The following is a 17,121-nucleotide window of genomic DNA, read 5'->3' as shown; positions in this document are numbered from 1 at the left end:
CATCATAGGTTTATCCATAACACCTTTTTTGACAGGCTTTTTCTCGTCCTCTTTGATGACAGGAATCGGTTTAGGTGATGTGTCTTTATAAGGTGGCATGGAAGGCATTTCTTTCTTCGGCATCATCTGCTTAGGCGCTTCTTTCTTGACTTGCTTCGTGCCTTGCGGAACCTTAATCTTCATACCCGGCATGATCATATCAGGATTAGAAAGCTGGGTATTAACTGATTTCAATTCTTCAAAATCTACCCCATACTTTTTGGCAATCTTCCAGAGTGTATCCCCTTTTTGCACAATGTGAATTCTCACCATTGCAACTCCCTTCCTGTGAATCTAAAAACTAAAAAGGCAATAATAGCTTCATAACACTCTATGCAGTTTAAGCCAAAAGATTGATGAAAAAGCCTATATTTCTTTTGAATAATAAAAAGAACCTCGCCAAAACCTTGATATAAACAAGGTTTCGACGAGGCATAAATTAAGCTCTCCGAATAGGAGAAGGGATATCTAATTGGTAACTTGGATAAGTCCCAAGAATTTTCAACTGACACCCTAAAGCTTCTAGTTCGGCCTGCACTCCAGGAAAGAGGATCTGGTCGTATGGCTGATCAACATCTATTAAGAAAAAGTAGTTGCCAAGCCCGGTTTTCATTGGCCTTGATTCGATTTTTGATAAGTTCATCTTTCTCCAGGCAAAGGCTGCCAGGACCTGGTGAAGAGCCCCCACATAATCTTTAGGCAGCGTTACCATTACTGTGGTCTTCTGCTTTGTTACGAATTGGTCTTTTACCTTTAATGTCATAGGATTTTTTTGGACTACTGCGAAACGCGTATGGTTATTATCGTAGTCATGAATGTTCTCAGCAAGAATCTTCAACCCATTCTCTTCTGCAGCCAGATGATTTCCAATCGCTGCTGCTCCAGTCCCCATATCCGCTACAATTTCAGCAGCCCTTCCGGTGGAAGCAGTATATTCAAGCTCTGCTTGCGGGTAATTCTTGTGTAAATATTGGTGACACTGAGCAATCGCATGACTATGAGAGTAAATTTTTTTAAGGTCATGGTTATGATGATCTGGATGCACAAGCAAATGCTGTTTAATCGGTACTGTCAATTCAGCAATAATGGACTGATTCACCTGATGAACCAAATAATCTATGGTCAAGTGGACAGACCCTTCAATAGCGTTTTCAAGGGGAACTACTCCCGTATCTACCTCACCGTTTTCCACTGCATCCAGGCAGGCTGGTATGCTTTCATATCCAATATAAGTACCACCATCGAACAAGCCGTCGACAGCCATTTTTGTAAATGTTCCTTTAGGTCCTAAATACCCAATCCGTTGTTCCGCCATATCTTCCCCTCCAATTAAGCTCCCGTACTTAGAATTTCTACTCTATCCACAAAGTCGAGTTTATGAAGCTGCTGCAGCATCCTCTCTATTGAACCAACCATTCCAGTCGTATTCAGTGACAAGGTAACATTCGCTTTTCCCTGTAATGGTATCGTCTGGTGAATGGTAAGTACATTGCACCCGGACTGTGCCACCGTGCGCAATAAATTGGATAATGTACCGGCACGGTCTTCTAAATGAAAGAAAAGAGTAATCATCTGCTCTTTTACCATTGCCTGAAAAGGAAATACAGCATCTCTATATTTATAAAAAGCACTCCTTGACAGTCCTACATGCTGAACAGCTTCAAATATAGATTCAGCTTTACCTCGTTCTAATAGCGCTTTAGCCTCTATGGTTTTTTTCATGGCTTCAGGGAGAATGTCACTACGGACTAAATAAAATTTTTCGTTATAATCCGTCATCCAATCCTCTCCCCTCATTAATCTACAAATTCAAATTCATAATCAAGTACTCTGACTGTATCCCCATCTTTCGCTCCTCGTTTTCTTAAAGCATCATCCACACCCATACTGCGCATTTGTCTGGCAAAACGGTTAATGGACTGATCCCTGGAGAAATCCGTTCGTCTAAATAAGGATTCAATCTTTTCACCATATAATACATAAGCTCCATCATCTGCTCTTGTCAATTGGAAAGGAGCTTCTTCTTTTTCAAATTTATAAACAACTCGCTCATCGACTTCTTCAACAGTTTCTTCCTGCTTCGGTATTTGATCCAATTTGTCAGCTACCGTGTAAAGAAGTTCATCCAGCCCTTCACGAGTTATTGTAGATATAGGAAAAACCATAACATCTTTATCTAAATACTCTTTAAATACCTTCAGGTTCTCTTCCGAATCCGGCATATCCATCTTATTGGCTACAATGATTTGAGGTCGTTTTTCAAGTCTCTTGTCATAAGAAGATAGCTCATTATTAATTGTGACATAATCTTCGTAAGGATCGCGTCCTTCCAGACCCGACATATCCACAACATGAAGCAGCAACCGTGTTCGCTCAACGTGCCGTAAGAACTGATGACCAAGTCCGATACCTTCATGGGCGCCTTCAATCAATCCAGGGAGGTCCGCCATTACAAAACTGCGGTGATCCTGACTTTCCACCACTCCCAGGTTGGGGGATAAAGTGGTAAAGTGATAATCTGCAATTTTAGGTTTTGCTGCAGTTACCACAGAAAGAAACGTTGACTTACCTACACTAGGAAATCCTACTAACCCTACGTCAGCCAACAATTTTAATTCCACGACCACATCAAGTTCTTCTCCAGGTTCACCATTCTCAGCAATTTCTGGTGCAGGATTTCTTGCGGTAGCAAACCTGGCATTGCCACGGCCGCCTCTTCCGCCTTTTGCTATTACTGCCCGCTGTTTATGTTCAGTTAAGTCAGCAATGACCTTATCTGTGTCCGCATCCTTTACGGTTGTTCCAGGAGGAACGCTGACCACTAGAGGATCCGCATTTTTACCATGCTGTTTCTGATTCATACCATTTTCTCCACGAGCCGCTTTGAAATGATGCTGGTACCGAAAATCCATTAGGGTATTCAGCCCTTCATCCACCTCAAAAATAACGTTCCCGCCATTACCACCGTCTCCACCGGCTGGTCCGCCTTTTGGAACATATTTCTCACGACGATAGGCAACTAAACCGTTCCCTCCATCTCCAGCTTTAACAAATACTTTAACCTGATCAACAAACATCCTCTTCACCTCTTCAATCTACCATCATTTCGATAGATAGTTCTCTTTCCTCTAAAATAGTGGCTATAAACCCTGCCTGATTTAACTCTTCCATAAAAGTTTCTGTGTGCCGGAAGCGGCCATCCCACTCCCAGCTTAACCCTAACGAATGCTCATCTATGCCCTTATAAATTTGGACGGTTCCCTCATAGAGTTCATCATCCACCCTGTAGTCATTCATCAACTCAATCATACGCTCGCCATAAGCCGTCAGCTTTTGATCATGACGGGATAAATCAACTTCTTCACTCAAAGAGTATTTAATTCTGTAATAGTCGTACTTCCAATTGAACGATATTAGCCAAATAGGAAAAGCGACTGCATCACTATTCAATATTCTTCTTTCATTTTCAGCTTCTTCTTTTATGTCATCGATTTGCTCAAATAACCGCTCCTGCTTCCCTAGAGATGCGTATCCCTGAAGCAGCTGAATTTGATTCATCCAGTCATGACGCTTATGTCTGAGCAGCGTAATGATCTCTTTGTCATCCAACGGGGGTCAGCTCCTTCGGTCATCCATAATAATAAAAAGTATAGCAAACATAGGCAGGAAACTAAAATAATCTTCGAATTTTTATATAAAAAAAAGCCACGCTTATGCAAAAGGCACAGCGCGGCTTCAATTTACGTATGAACCCGTACACTATTCAGTTTACGCTTCCTGAGCAACAGGATAAACGCTGACTTTTTTGCGGTCGCGTCCGTAACGTTCGAATTTGACAACTCCGTCCACTTTAGCGAACAATGTGTCATCGCCGCCGCGGCCAACGTTAGCTCCAGGGTAAACTTTTGTACCGCGTTGACGGTAAAGGATAGAACCACCAGTTACCGTTTGTCCGTCTGCACGCTTAGCTCCAAGACGCTTAGACTCAGAGTCACGGCCGTTTTTTGTACTACCTACACCCTTTTTCTGGGCAAAAAACTGCAAATCAAGACGTAGCATGGGTCTCCACCTCCTTATTGGTTTGATATTGTAATATATTGGTTGTATTCCTGTTCAATTGTCTGAAGCGAAACCAGCATGCCTTCGAGTAGCAGTTGGGATTTAGAATAAGTTTCTTTATTCAGTCCCTCAGGAAGAACAATTTTAAGAAAACCGCCTTCTCCACCCTGCTCGACATGTGGTTCGAATTCACAAAGACTCACCAGCGAATTGACTGCTCCAAAAGATACAGCTGAAACTGCTGCACATACTAGATCGTGACCATATGGTCCGCTCTCAGCATGTCCAGAAATCTCGAAACCTGTGATATCTCCCTGTGAACGAAACAACGACACATTAATCATACCGTTCGACCCTTACGCGTTGATATCTTCAACGACAAGTTTCGTATACGGCTGACGGTGACCTTGTTTGCGCTTATAGTTCTTTTTAGGCTTATATTTGAAGACGGTAAGCTTTTTCTGACGGCCTTGTTTTTCAACTTTAGCCGTTACAGAAGCACCATCTACGTAAGGAGCACCGATTTTAGAATCGTCTCCACTTACATATAGAACTTTGTCGAAAGTTACAGTGTCACCAGCTTCTACGTTTACTTTCTCAACATAGATCTCCTGGCCTTTCTCAACTTTAACTTGTTTACCACCAGTTTCAATAATTGCGTACATAATTGCACCTCCTCGATTTACTCAGACTCGCCATTCAGGTACCGGAAACGGTTTTTCTAAACCTGTTCTGTGCGGTTGTAGCATCGAAGTGCTACTAGAATAACAAAACAATGTTACCACAGTTCAAAACACGTTGTCAACATGATAACCTCGCTTATGAATCACTTCACGAATCATGTCCACGGACCCTTCAAGCTCAATTTGATAGTGAGAAACACTTGGATCCTCCCTAACAAACAGCTCCTGTGGAATTTTACTAGAAATACTGCTTGAAAGCAATTGTTTTTTAACAATTTTAAGCTGAGGATTTATAGACAGGAGAATAGCTTCTTGATTTTTTCCTGCTCCAAAAAGAAGTTCACGTTCAAGCCGGTAAACAGCCGTTTCAATCGTAAACACAGATTCAGGATTTTCCTGTAATAACTGGACTGGGCTCATCCATTCGTTTTTGCGAGTAATTTCCATTAAACCTAAGCGTGTAATCCCTAAAATCTGCGTGCGTACTAAATCCTGTTTCGCGAGATTCTTCATTTCTTTTATGAGTTGATCTGCAGCTGAAGTATCTTTCATAGATATAAAATCCACTATTATTATTCCAGAGATATTTCTTAAGCGCAGCTGCCTTAGAATTTCTTTCCCTGCCCGCCTGTTCACATCTAAAGTTTGTGAGTTGGAAAAAGCTTTTCCTTTATATTTGTAACTATTTACATCAATAACTGTCATTGCTTCCGTTATTTCTATTACAATCTCGATTCCGCCATCAATCTCCAAGCGAGAGTCGATCAGCTCCATTTGAAGATCCTGTAACCTGCGGGCTACTTCATTTGTTCGTTTAGGGTTCCAGCTGATTTTATCCTTAATTGATGGGTATGAATTTTTTAATCGTTCGCTTTCCTCTACCCTATCTACGATGATAGTTTCCAAGGTATTTAGCGGGAACTTTCTAATTAACTGGCTAGGAATAATCTCATCTTTCCATAAGAGACGTGGAGGTTTTCTAAGCTGTTGCGTTGTTATTTTCAACCACTGCTCCTTTAACACTTCCAGCTCTTTGAGCACTTGAGCGGGGTTAACTTCAGCGGCAGCCGTGCGAATGATACAACCTTCTACAGGGCTCAGCCTTTCCTCAAGTTCTAATTGAAGATGAGTTGTTGAAGCAGAAGTTAGTTTCTTCGAAATAGAAGTTTTCCCACCATAGGGTTGATAGATTGTATAAAGACCTGGAAGAGTGATATCTGCACTAACCTGGGGCCCTTTATTACCCTTAGATTCTTTTATTACCTGAAGAAATAAGTACTCTCCTTCTTTTAAAGTGGTATGAATCGATTCTTTAGCCCATGGAATAGCAGGCTTCCTTAGAAAAGCATGCTTCCCTTCTCCTATATCAACAAAGGCCGCCTGAAGTCCATGATCAATGTTCTCCACTCTGCCAACAAAAACAGCCCCAGTAAGCGCCTTTACTCCGGGGCGGTCTATCACATATTCATTGATACGATTATTCTCTATCACAACTCCTGTTTTCTCAGAAGTTAGTGTATGGAAAACAATTTCCCTCATGTCATCCCTCTTCATAATGCAATTTTAGGTAGATCCCTTAAGCGTAAATCAGAATCTTTCTTTTCAAAATACGCTTGCAGGCATTCTTGCTCATCTACTATATAGAAAAGGGGGGAGTCTTTCAATACATAAAGATGATTTCGGTTGCTTCTAATATTTTTCAATGCATCTCGTACCAGCATTTCTTTGGGGACGTTTATATATATAGGTCTTAAATGACGGCGGTCCTCAAGAGCACAATGCATTAAATACCTCATTTGGGTGTAAGTTCTTCTTCTCCATTCCAGAACATTTTCCACAATTAAAAAAGCAGCCAGAAGAATACCTGCAAACGTCCATCGTTCGTCCAGCGTAAGCCAGCTGCCAATCAGAAGTATAGCAAGGAATGAAAAGAATAAAGTAAGCATGAGGCTTCTTCTAAAACTTGCTGCCTGATTCATCATATAAAATATTATTTTCCCTCCATCTAATGGCCAGATTGGAAGAAGATTGAACAGAAATATAACTCCATTATAAAAACCAGCTACACTTAAGAGCGGATGAGGTCCCATAGTTACTTGCAAGATAGTAAGTACAGCAAATATCCAAATGTGCTGCAGCGGTCCTGCCAGAATCACGCTTACTTGCTCACGAAAAGGACGTGTATTATGTTCTTCACTGACCACAGCACCTCCGAATAGCCAGAATTCTATTTTCGTAACTCTCCACCCAAAATGCTTAGCGGTAAAAAAATGCCCCAGTTCATGGATCATAACAATAGAAAACAGGATAACAAATTCATAAATAGCCCCAGTTAGGAATGCAGAAATAGCTAATAGAAAGAAGAGAGGATGGATATGAATGCTTGGGAGTAAATTAAGAACTTTCATCCACTTTTATTACCTCTACAGGATCTAAATATTTTTTATCTTTCTCAATAGCAAAAAAGAACTCCGCTGATTTCCCTTCTTCCGATTTTACAGAGCCTACATTCCTTTGGGCTTGTACATGTTCATAAAGATGAACATCAATGGAGGATAAATATCCGTAAATGCTTTTCGAGCCATCTTCGTGCTGCACAATTACTGTCTTTTGAGTATCTTCATCATTTCCTGCAAAAATAACGGTTCCTTCTCTGACAGCCTTTATCTCCGAATTATTTTCCGTTGTTAGCACTATTCCCTTACCATCATTCTGAAAAGATGTAGTGACAGTTCCATTCACGGGCATGGCGATATTTTCCTCCGTGGAGGATGGTTTAGGAGCAACCACCTGTAAAGGCTCTCCAAAGCGTTCACTATACCAGGCCGTAACTGTAGCAAATGGAAAGTCCTCCTGAAGTTGAGAAGTTATCCATTCCTCGGGCCCATTAAGGAAAGCAATATCTGTCTGTTTGCCTAGAGCTACAGCAGCAAATAATAGAACAGAAAAAAACAACTGAACCCCCAGACGACTTGTCTCTTTTCGGAACTCAGGAAGAGGTCGTTTTTTTTCATAATCACTATTTGATAACAAAGGTGGATAGCCATGCATTTCTTCATCCTGAGGTGGAACAAACGACTTTTTAGGAAGCTCGTAGCTGCCCTGAACCTTTTTTTTCTTACGCTCTGATATATTTTTACGGACGTGTTCAATGTCTCTCCTCAAAATAATCCCTCTCTTTCCGCCATCTTTTTTTACATTCTATGGAGATAGAGAGGGATATATGTGTAAAAGCTTGTCCGCTGCCCACAAAAAAGAGCGGCCGGTTTTTTATAAAACAGGCCGCTCTTTTTCAAAATTTATGTGCGCATTCCAAAGAAACGTTTTACTTTTGAGAACATTCCATTATCTTCATCTAGATTCATTAGCGGCACCGCTTCACCCAATATTCTGCGAGCGATGTTTCGGTAAGCTATTGAAGCTCTGGAATTTGGCTTCATTGCTACTGGCTCTCCGCTATTAGATGCGGTAATAACTGAGTCATCATCTACCACAATACCAAGCAAATCGATGGATAGGACCGAAACGATTTCGTCTACATCCAGCATATCTCCGCTTTTCATCATGTGATTTCTTATACGATTTATTATAAGTTTAGGTGCTTCTATTTCTTCTTGTTCAAGAAGACCAATAATGCGATCTGCGTCCCTAACACTTGATTTTTCAGGAGTTGTAACGACCACAGCTTTATCAGCGCCGGCCACAGCATTTTTATATCCTTGTTCAATTCCCGCGGGACAATCGATTATAATATAATCATAATCTTGCTTCAATTCTTCCACAATTTCTTTAATTCCTTCTGGAGTCACCTCGGATTTATCGGAAGTCTGGGCTGCCGGCAATAAATGCAGACAGTCAAAACGTTTATCGGTTACAAGGGCTTGTTTTGTTTTGCAGCGTTCATTAACTACATCTACAATATCGTAGATAATACGATTTTCAAGACCCATCACAACATCTAAATTCCTGAGACCGATATCTGTATCCACCAGACACACTTTTTTGTTCTGTAAGGCCAAAGCGGTCCCCAGATTGGCGGTAGTTGTGGTCTTTCCAACCCCTCCCTTTCCGGAGGTAATTACTATCGCTTCACCCATTCCTCATTCTCCTTTCAAAACTTGCAAGATCCGGTTTCTTCTTCACAACTTCCTGTAATCGGTCGATGCGAATCTTCCCTTCCTGTTCATCAATAAACCCGCACTCCATATATACACCTTCCGTTTCATAATCGGGGGCACGGCTAACCTGGTCGGCAATTCGCAATTGGCTCGGCTGCATATAAGAGGCAGCAATTACCGTCTCTGTGTCCCCTTCAACCCCGGCATGAGCCACGCCTTTGAGGCTGCCAAGCACATATACATTGCCAGTTGCCGAAATACTTCCGCCTGGATTAACATCTCCAATGAGCAGTAAATCCCCGCGTACCTCCACCAATTGTCCAGAACGAATGGTCTTGGCGATCGGAGTAATTTCTGTATTCTCTTTCCATTCAAAAGCCTCTTTTTTCGTAATAACATCTGATTCAATACGATCCACTACAAGCTTTTGCTTTTCTTTAATGAGGTCGACAAGTTCCTCTTTTTGTTCTTTCGTCACAAAACGTTTACCCAATTGAATCGTCACATGAATCATAGGTTCTTCATCAGTAATGCCTTTCATAGACAGCTTACTTTGTAATTCCTTCAGAATTTCCTTGTAAGCACACTGATCGTCTAAACTAAGTGTCAATCCATCTCTAGTTCCTTTAATTAATACTTTCTGATCGTTTGCCGTCACAGGCTGTCACCTCAGACCTTAGACATTTTACAAAATTCTAAGCGTTATTTATTACTTCTGACCATTGTGTAATCCGATCCTTCACGACAGGATATAAAATAATAAAGAAGATCATATTAGCTGCCACAGTAGGCAGCAGTCGCAGGATAAGGTAAGTACCCCATGGCATAGAAGTGATTTGTACAAATGAATAGATTACGTATAGTAATGTATCGGACAAAATGATCCCCAGGATCACTAATAGTGAAGCTCCGATAAAATTCGAATGAATCGTTTTATTAATACCGTGAATTACATAGATGACCAGTGCATAAGTTACCATGTAAACTCCAAGTATGCCAGTATATACAATATCGAGCAATAGACCAAATGCCATCCCGTACCAGACAGCAAAATAAGTTTTGTCCCGGTCATAAAATATAGCAACTATTAATAAAAAAAGAAGTACCCAGTGAGGGGTCATTAATAGATTTGAATATACAAGCTTAGAGGGTAACAAACTCATAGCCATCCCCTGCATCACTAGAAGAAGCAGACAGATCAGAGCGATGTAATACCTTTTCATGAATCTCCATCCTCTTTCTGATCCTCATTTTCAACGGTCTGCACGGAGCGGTCAACCACGATAACATGGTTGATATTAAATAGATCAGCAAAAGGTTTTACGTATGCGGTTTTTGTTAAACCGAACTGATCGTTAACAACCTCTTCCACTGTACCTATTCGCAGATTACTAGGAAAAACACCGCCGAGACCTGAAGAAATGACGGTATCCCCTTTTTTCAATTCTTTGTCCAGCTTAATACCTTTCAGCAGTAATCTGCCACTTTCTCCATCGTAACCTTCTATTAAACCAAATGCCTCATTTTTATCTTTTCTTACCACCCACGAGGAAATCTTATTGGACCGATCAAACCCGCTCAGTAGCTGTACAGTCGAATGAAAGGCTCCAGCGGATTTAATTTTCCCTACCATTCCTTCACTGGTCAATACAGCCATATCCTTGGCCACTCCATGTTCTTCGCCTCGGTTAATGGTCATCTGCTCGAACCACCTGTCCGAGCTTCTGGCTATAACTGTAGCCTGGATAGGTGAATAATCACTCAATGATTCCGTTTTCCCCATCGTTTTTCGCAGCTCTGCATTGTCATTCTTTAACCGCTGATTATCTTTGATAACGCCCTTGTACTCGGAAAGACGCGCTTTTAAAACCTGATTCTGTTCATACACTTCAAACATATTTTGAATATTGTCCACGGAGTTGTCAACTAGACTAACAGGTTTATGGATGATACTCTGCATCCATCCTACCGTATCTTTAAAGAATTTCTCAGGCGTAGTTAAAGAGTCACGATCCCGAATCGAAAATCCGATCAAAGCAACCAATACAATGAAGCCGATTAATACTGCCATTAATCTTTTTCTTCGGAATAAGCTTGGCATATCTTGACCGCCTAATCCATTTTCGCTCGGCTTGCTACATTAGGCTGGGCTCTGAAATGGTGGATATTTTCAAGAGACTTTCCAGTTCCAATGACTACACAATCCAGTGGCTCTTCTGCAATAAAGACAGGCATCTCTGTACGTTCACTGATGACAGTATCCAAATTCTTAAGTAATGCTCCACCACCCGTTAAGACAATGCCACGTTCCATAATGTCTGAAGCAAGTTCAGGAGGCGTCTTTTCCAACGTATTAATAATTGTTTCAATAATTGTATCTACTGTATCCTTAACGACATTAATAATTTCTTCCGAGTGAACCGTAATCGTTTTAGGAAGACCTGTGAGCAGATCACGGCCGCGAATATCCATTTCATCATTGCCTTGAATACTGCCCGCACCGCTCAGTTCCATTTTTACTTCTTCTGCCGTTCTTTCCCCAATCATAAGGTTATACTTTTTCCTGACGTGCTGAATGATAGAATCATCCATTTCGTCACCGGCTACACGTATAGATTGACTGGTTACGATTCCACCCATGGAAAGGATGGCTACTTCAGTGGTGCCTCCTCCAATGTCTACAATCATGCTTCCGGTAGGTTCCCATACAGGTAGTCCAGCTCCGATCGCCGCTGCAAAAGGTTCCGCTATTGGAAATGCTTCTTTAGCACCTGCTTGTTTAGTAGCATCAATGACTGCACGTTCTTCCACCATAGTAATACCGGATGGAACACAGACCATAATGTTTGGCTTACTCGCAAATGTAGATCTGGTTTTTAACGCTTTTTGAATGTAGTATTTCATCATTTGAGCTGTGGTTTCATAATCCGCTATGACCCCGTCCTTCATTGGACGAATGACAGTTATGTACGCAGGAGTACGGCCGATCATTTTTCTAGCTTCATTCCCTACGGCCAGAATTTCACCTGTTTGATTATTTTTGGCTACGACAGAAGGTTCCCTTACAATAACCCCTTTATCTTTTAGATAAACAAGTGTATTCGCAGTACCTAAATCAATTCCTAAGTCTTGAGAAAAACCAAATAGACCCAATTCAATCTTCCTTTCTAAGTGCCCGCATTGCTCAGGCGGGGTCAGGCATAAGCCTTTTCGTGGATTAGAAGAAGCGCCTATTTATAAGAGATTCCTATAAATGGCGCCTTTTATCTCCATCTATTCAATTATACGAAAAATTAGATAAAATAGATAGTGTTACAAGTATCCTTTTTCTTTTAAAGATATAAACTTTTGATCTCCTATGACAAGATGATCCAGTAGTTCGATACCGATCATCTTTCCGCACTCCTGTAATCTTCTTGTTACCTGAATATCCTCTTGAGAAGGAGTAGGATCTCCGGAAGGATGGTTATGGGCACATATAATGGAGGCAGCCGAGCGTTTCACGGCTTCTTTAAAAACCTCGCGAGGATGAACAATCGAAGCATTCAAGCTTCCGATGAAGATGGTCTGGCGATGGAGTACCTGATTTTTAGTATTCAGGAATAAACAAATGAAATGCTCCTGTTTTAAGTCACGCATTTCTTCCATAACGAAATCGGCGCCGTCTTCAGGGCTGCGAATCATATATCTTTCCACCGGCTTCATTTGCTGCATCCGCTTTCCTATTTCAATAGCCGACATAATCAAAACGGCCTTTGCTACGCCGATCCCCCTGATAGCGGTCAATTCTTCAAGGCTCGCATCTTTTAGTAATAAAATTCCTTCAAAATGAATAAGAAGACGCTGAGCCAAATCCATAACTGACTCTCTTTTAGTGCCGCTTCCTAAAAGAATGGCAAGTAGTTCCTGGTTGGAAAGATGAGAAGCGCCTATTTCCAATAGTCTTTCCCTGGGACGATCCTCCTTGGGTACATCCTTAATCATAATACTTGCATTTGTCACCCTCTTCGCTCCCTTATAACTCATTCCTCATGTAGAGAACGTTAGCCCAGCAAAACTCCAAAGGCTTCAAGCTCTCTTACGACTTTAGCTATAGGTAAGCCTACTACACTGTAGTAATCTCCATGAATATACTTTACAAAAAGCGCTCCTTTCCCCTGTATGCCGTAACCACCTGCTTTATCCCACGCTTCCCCTGACTCCATATACTTATAAATTTCCTTATCAGATAGGGAAAAGAACGTAACATCTGTTTTGACAACAAACGTATGGATGTGTTCCTTGGAACGTAATGTGACTCCTGTATGCACTTGATGTGTGCGACCGCTTAATTTTGTAAGAAAACTAAAAGCTTCACTCTCATCAGCAGGTTTTCCAAGGATCTCTCCATCTATAGACACGAGGGTATCGGCTGTAAGCAGCACTTCATTTTCCTCAATAGGGATAGCCAAGCTTTTTTGTTTTGATAAATAACTGACCGCTTGTTCTGGCGGAACGCCTTTTTCTAATTCTTCGTCTGTGCCGGAAACTCGTAGTAAAAACTCGTACCCGGCTTCTTTTAGCAATCCTTTCCTTCTGGGTGATTGCGATCCAAGTATAAGTGTTGGCATTAACTAAGCTCCTTACTCTACATGAGGTATTCTCATTTTACAGGAATCTCTGTCAATCTTTGATTTACATAAACAGAATTTCCAGTTACCAAAAACAAGTAAAAAAGAAGTATCCCATAGGGAATTTCTTAAAAATTTGTTACATTGAGAGACCTTTACTTTCTATTCCATCATTTTTTCAAGAGAATAAGCTACCTTCAGCCAATTCAAATGGTAATTGTCACGTTGATCCCATCCTTGCAGTGCAGAGATTAACGGAGAATTTGGTTCCTGTTTCTCCAGGGTGCTCAGCAGCTTCTGACGATCTGCATCGGAAAGCTGATCAATTGAAAAATTCTCCAAGTGATCAATCAAAAGATCAAACGTTTTGGCTTCTTCTCCTGTTAAGGATCCTTCTCCCTTCAACACAGACCAGGGTTTTACGTACGTTTCGATACTACGTGAAGATAACTCTGCAGCTATTTGAGAAGCTTCGGTCTCCGTCTGCGCGCTTCCTGCAAATAAATAAAACTGATGATCCCTTTCCCAAACCATAGAAGAAACAGATAGAGCAGTCAACTTACTTTTCCACTGGAAAGCTTTTTCTTCTGTTGTAAAAACTCCTGCCTGAACCAAGTAGGCTTCAACAGCGTTGGGATTTACAGCAGCAACCTGCTCTGTAACAGCTTCTTCAGAAGGGACTGCGGCCGGTACCATTTCTTTACCAGCGGTAGTTTCGTCGGTCAGGGTAACAAACATACGCAGGAGTAAAAAACCGAGTCCTAAGCTTAATAAGAGTGCTGAAGAAGCAGCAACGACCAAATACTTTACTGAATTCTTCTCGTACTTCTTTTTCTTAGTGGGTGATGGGTGCGGTTTTCGAATTTCTAATACCGGTATCTCTTCTATCTTATTTGGGTCTGGATCTGAAGCCGCAACCTCCTCTTTCGCCTGGATTATTTCATTTTCAGGAACTTTTTCTTTTTCATTGCGGAAAGATATGGTTATTTTTTTATTCGATTCCATCGTTTAATCACTCCTGCAAGGTTTGTCCCAACCCTATCACAGCAACCACAAAAACAACGTTGAAATTTGTCAGCATTGTTTCGACAATTTCACTTGCTGCCTCTACCTGTCCAGTAAGCTTCTTTACAATTATACGATTTGAGGTACCCAAGCCTAAAAGGATGACAGGTATAAAACAACTAAGTTTTCTCCAAAAAAATACACAATAACTGCAGCGGAAACAATAGAAGGACCAAATGGCACAGGGTCTTTACGACCACTACGTTTCAAACCGACCATGAGCAGACTGGTTACCGTACCAATGAATACAGCTATAAAAAAGGTCACCAGTACATGTTGAGTTCCAAGGAGAATTCCCAGCACTCCTAAAAGTTTCATATCTCCAGCCCCCATTCCTCCTTTACTTAGAATAATTATAAAAGCAATTAAAAGAAGGGATATAAACGCTCCGTTTACTGAGGAATACCATGGGTGAAGCGGATATAGGATTCTATAGATAATAAATATAGCTGCAAACCAAATAAGGAGAAGGTCTGGAATTAGCATGTATCTAAGATCACTGACAGTTACCATGATACTTAAACTAATGAGTAAACAGGCACCCAAAAAAGAAGGTGTCCATCCATAAACGATATATGAGATTAAAAACAAAACTCCCGTTAAGGCTTCTACAATTGGATAAGAGAGGGATATGTGAGTACAGCAATGCCTGCATGCACCTTTGGTGAGAAGATAAGAGAAAAGAGGGATCAGATCGATAGGCTGCAATTTAGTTTGACAATGGGGACATTGAGAGCGGCCAGTAAGAAATGGAGTTCTTACCGGCAAGCGAATTCCGACTACGTGGTAAAAGGAGCCTAGAATCAGCCCAGTTGTAAGTATATAGAGCAAGAGCAAAGTGTTCATCAATTTCTCCTTTCGGATCTATAATTTTCTGGGGGGGAGATCGTAATACTAGAAGGATGCTTTTTCTTAGTTAGCTTCGCATTTGTTGTGGAGTACTGTGGGGGATCTATAGGAGTTGGTTTATTCTTTTTAACTCAATATTTCCTCCTTTCTCATTAATTAATTTCAATTATAAAATAAGACCCCCTGTTTGTCCTCCCTCATTATATCAACTTGATTAAATTCTACGGTAAACTATTACAGGTAAGCTCCCGATATTTGAATACTTGATTTCGAATTATAGTTTAGGATTAAGGTCTTTCGGGGGGCGATTCGCTTTCCGACCCTACGTCGTGTAGGTCCATAGGAAAGTGTTCAAATGTGGAATCGCCCCGAAAGACACGACCAGCTTAAGCCGAGCATCAAAAGGATGGCAGTTTTCCAATCCGTTGATGAACGGCTTATGTCTCGAGTGTCTGGGTGATGGAACAAGACGAGTTATTTCCCACGCCCTCTCCTCATATCGTAACGTGCACAAAGCATCTCGAAACTGAGTCTTCGAGTATCCGGACCGATTGTATAATAAATCCTTAAAAAAAAGTATCACCATCGTTTGAAATCATAATCGAGTAGGAGGAGGTGACTAACCTCCGTCCTCTCACACCACCGTACGTACGGTTCCGTATACGGCGGTTTCATAAAATTCAACGTTAGTTCAATGATTTCAAACCCATACGTTGCCAATAATGGTCATTGAATGTGCGATGGAGAATAGGGCTACTGGCTATACGCCAGTAGCCTTTTCTTGTGTTTCCCCATTCGAAGGCTTTCGCCTTCGTCACTCCCAGGGCCATTAAATTCTTCACCTTAGTCTTAGGCAACTTCCATTCTTTCCATCGAATCATTCGGAGTCTTCTCCTCAGCCATTCCATCATTCTTTTGAAGACAGAAGGCGTTTCCGCCAACTGAAAGTAGTTATACCATCCGGTAAGAAATTCATTGATTTTCTTAATTCGTATTTCATATCGGTACTCCACTTTCGACTTGTTAATTGGCGTAAACGTTGCTTGGCCTTGTGAACCGAATCCTTATGGACGCGCACTCTAGCTTTCCCTTTCACCGAAGGTGTAAAGCTGAACCCGAGAAACTTACGTTTCCACGGACGGCTTACCGCACTTTTCTCTCGGTTGACCTTGAGTTTTAGCGTCTTTTCGAGGAAGTTTGTCATATTCTTGAGGATACGTTCGGCGGCACGTTTGGACCCTGCATACATTTGCACGTCATCAGCGAACCGAACGAAGCGAATGCCTCTAGATTCCAGTTCTTTATCCAGTTCATCGAGCACAATATTCGAAAGGAGAGGACTTAATGGACTCCCTTGGGGAGTTCCTTCCCGATTTGGAGTCGTGAGCCCGCCTTCCATAATTCCTGCTTGGAGATATTTTCGAATGAGGCGAAGTACACCAGGGTCTTTGATGCGAAAACTTAGCGTTCGCATCAGGCGATCGTGGTTGACTCGGTCGAAGAATTTCTCGAGGTCGATGTCCACAACCCAAATGTACCCCTCATTGATATAGGTTTTCGCCTGTCTCACCGCATCATGGGCTCTTTTTCCTGGTCGGAATCCGTAACTTTGCGTGGAAAACGTTGGGTCATACATCGATTGAAGATAGAGGTTAAGTGCTTGTTGGATCGTGCGATCCATCACCGTAGGGATACCTA

General features: G+C 41.5%; 21 protein-coding genes, 1 pseudogene and 1 other annotated feature. All 22 genes and pseudogenes read right to left on the bottom strand.

All coding sequences use genetic code 11. The features are described from left to right. Positions 1 to 161: 161 nt before the first annotated feature. A pseudogene (safA, locus tag BMZ06_RS21230) lies at positions 162 to 309 on the bottom strand (SafA/ExsA family spore coat assembly protein); the annotation flags it as partial. Positions 310 to 478: 169 nt separating this feature from the next. After that, the gene (pheA, locus tag BMZ06_RS00100; protein ID WP_089748947.1) at positions 479 to 1,354 is read right to left on the bottom strand and encodes a prephenate dehydratase; all 876 of its coding nucleotides are present in this window, start codon (positions 1,352 to 1,354) and stop codon (positions 479 to 481) included. A gap of 14 nt (positions 1,355 to 1,368) precedes the next feature. Beyond that, complete coding sequence (locus BMZ06_RS00095; RefSeq protein WP_089748945.1) at positions 1,369 to 1,818, bottom strand: ACT domain-containing protein; 450 nt, start codon at positions 1,816 to 1,818, stop codon at positions 1,369 to 1,371. 17 nt (positions 1,819 to 1,835) lie between these two features. Further along, positions 1,836 to 3,116, bottom strand: a complete 1,281-nt coding sequence (gene obgE / locus BMZ06_RS00090; RefSeq protein WP_089748943.1) for a GTPase ObgE — start codon at positions 3,114 to 3,116, stop codon at positions 1,836 to 1,838. A gap of 13 nt (positions 3,117 to 3,129) precedes the next feature. After that, positions 3,130 to 3,648, bottom strand: coding sequence for a Spo0B domain-containing protein (locus tag BMZ06_RS00085; RefSeq protein ID WP_089748942.1), 519 nt, complete (start codon positions 3,646 to 3,648; stop codon positions 3,130 to 3,132). A 159-nt stretch (positions 3,649 to 3,807) separates the two neighbouring features. Further along, on the bottom strand, positions 3,808 to 4,098 hold the full coding sequence (rpmA, locus tag BMZ06_RS00080; protein WP_014643890.1) for a 50S ribosomal protein L27: 291 nt from the start codon (positions 4,096 to 4,098) through the stop codon (positions 3,808 to 3,810). Positions 4,099 to 4,112: 14 nt separating this feature from the next. Beyond that, positions 4,113 to 4,442, bottom strand: coding sequence for a ribosomal-processing cysteine protease Prp (locus BMZ06_RS00075; protein WP_089748940.1), 330 nt, complete (start codon positions 4,440 to 4,442; stop codon positions 4,113 to 4,115). Positions 4,443 to 4,454: 12 nt separating this feature from the next. After that, positions 4,455 to 4,763 carry a 50S ribosomal protein L21 gene (gene rplU, locus BMZ06_RS00070; protein WP_089748938.1) on the bottom strand — a complete coding sequence of 103 codons (309 nt, stop codon included), beginning with the start codon at positions 4,761 to 4,763 and terminating at the stop codon, positions 4,455 to 4,457. Positions 4,764 to 4,776: 13 nt separating this feature from the next. Next, positions 4,777 to 4,850: a sequence feature (ribosomal protein L21 leader region), on the bottom strand. A gap of 36 nt (positions 4,851 to 4,886) precedes the next feature. Next, positions 4,887 to 6,320 carry a ribonuclease E/G gene (locus BMZ06_RS00065; RefSeq protein ID WP_175477751.1) on the bottom strand — a complete coding sequence of 478 codons (1,434 nt, stop codon included), beginning with the start codon at positions 6,318 to 6,320 and terminating at the stop codon, positions 4,887 to 4,889. Positions 6,321 to 6,331: 11 nt separating this feature from the next. Next, positions 6,332 to 7,189 (bottom strand): site-2 protease family protein, encoded by an 858-nt coding sequence (locus BMZ06_RS00060; RefSeq protein WP_089748934.1) that lies wholly within the window; start codon positions 7,187 to 7,189, stop codon positions 6,332 to 6,334. Further along, positions 7,176 to 7,946, bottom strand: coding sequence for a M23 family metallopeptidase (locus tag BMZ06_RS00055; protein WP_089748932.1), 771 nt, complete (start codon positions 7,944 to 7,946; stop codon positions 7,176 to 7,178). The genes BMZ06_RS00060 and BMZ06_RS00055 overlap by 14 nt, the downstream gene beginning before the upstream one ends. A gap of 134 nt (positions 7,947 to 8,080) precedes the next feature. After that, positions 8,081 to 8,878, bottom strand: coding sequence for a septum site-determining protein MinD (gene minD, locus BMZ06_RS00050; RefSeq protein WP_089748931.1), 798 nt, complete (start codon positions 8,876 to 8,878; stop codon positions 8,081 to 8,083). Then, the gene (minC, locus tag BMZ06_RS00045) at positions 8,871 to 9,557 is read right to left on the bottom strand and encodes a septum site-determining protein MinC (protein ID WP_089748929.1); all 687 of its coding nucleotides are present in this window, start codon (positions 9,555 to 9,557) and stop codon (positions 8,871 to 8,873) included. Before minC ends, minD begins: the two co-directional genes overlap by 8 nt. A 37-nt stretch (positions 9,558 to 9,594) precedes the next feature. Then, the gene (gene mreD, locus BMZ06_RS00040; RefSeq protein WP_089748927.1) at positions 9,595 to 10,122 is read right to left on the bottom strand and encodes a rod shape-determining protein MreD; all 528 of its coding nucleotides are present in this window, start codon (positions 10,120 to 10,122) and stop codon (positions 9,595 to 9,597) included. Continuing rightward, on the bottom strand, positions 10,119 to 11,000 hold the full coding sequence (mreC, locus tag BMZ06_RS00035) for a rod shape-determining protein MreC (protein WP_089748925.1): 882 nt from the start codon (positions 10,998 to 11,000) through the stop codon (positions 10,119 to 10,121). The genes mreD and mreC overlap by 4 nt, the downstream gene beginning before the upstream one ends. An 11-nt stretch (positions 11,001 to 11,011) precedes the next feature. Further along, positions 11,012 to 12,052, bottom strand: a complete 1,041-nt coding sequence (locus BMZ06_RS00030; protein ID WP_089748923.1) for a rod shape-determining protein — start codon at positions 12,050 to 12,052, stop codon at positions 11,012 to 11,014. A 159-nt stretch (positions 12,053 to 12,211) separates the two neighbouring features. Then, complete coding sequence (radC, locus tag BMZ06_RS00025; RefSeq protein WP_175477756.1) at positions 12,212 to 12,883, bottom strand: RadC family protein; 672 nt, start codon at positions 12,881 to 12,883, stop codon at positions 12,212 to 12,214. A gap of 59 nt (positions 12,884 to 12,942) precedes the next feature. Next, positions 12,943 to 13,509 carry a Maf family protein gene (locus BMZ06_RS00020; protein WP_089748919.1) on the bottom strand — a complete coding sequence of 189 codons (567 nt, stop codon included), beginning with the start codon at positions 13,507 to 13,509 and terminating at the stop codon, positions 12,943 to 12,945. 162 nt (positions 13,510 to 13,671) lie between these two features. After that, on the bottom strand, positions 13,672 to 14,514 hold the full coding sequence (locus tag BMZ06_RS00015) for a hypothetical protein (protein ID WP_089748917.1): 843 nt from the start codon (positions 14,512 to 14,514) through the stop codon (positions 13,672 to 13,674). A gap of 153 nt (positions 14,515 to 14,667) precedes the next feature. Next, the gene (locus BMZ06_RS00010; protein WP_089748915.1) at positions 14,668 to 15,420 is read right to left on the bottom strand and encodes a prepilin peptidase; all 753 of its coding nucleotides are present in this window, start codon (positions 15,418 to 15,420) and stop codon (positions 14,668 to 14,670) included. A gap of 689 nt (positions 15,421 to 16,109) precedes the next feature. Next, complete coding sequence (locus BMZ06_RS21190) at positions 16,110 to 16,436, bottom strand: group II intron maturase-specific domain-containing protein (RefSeq protein WP_342708197.1); 327 nt, start codon at positions 16,434 to 16,436, stop codon at positions 16,110 to 16,112. Next, the coding region (locus BMZ06_RS00005) for a reverse transcriptase domain-containing protein (RefSeq protein ID WP_342708195.1) at positions 16,331 to 17,121 on the bottom strand (791 nt) is incomplete at its 5' end. The genes BMZ06_RS21190 and BMZ06_RS00005, both read right to left, overlap by 106 nt.

Source organism: Halobacillus alkaliphilus (assembly GCF_900113125.1).
Taxonomy (GTDB): Bacteria; Bacillota; Bacilli; order Bacillales; family Halobacillaceae; genus Halobacillus; species Halobacillus alkaliphilus.
This window is presented reverse-complemented; position numbering and strand designations above follow the sequence as displayed.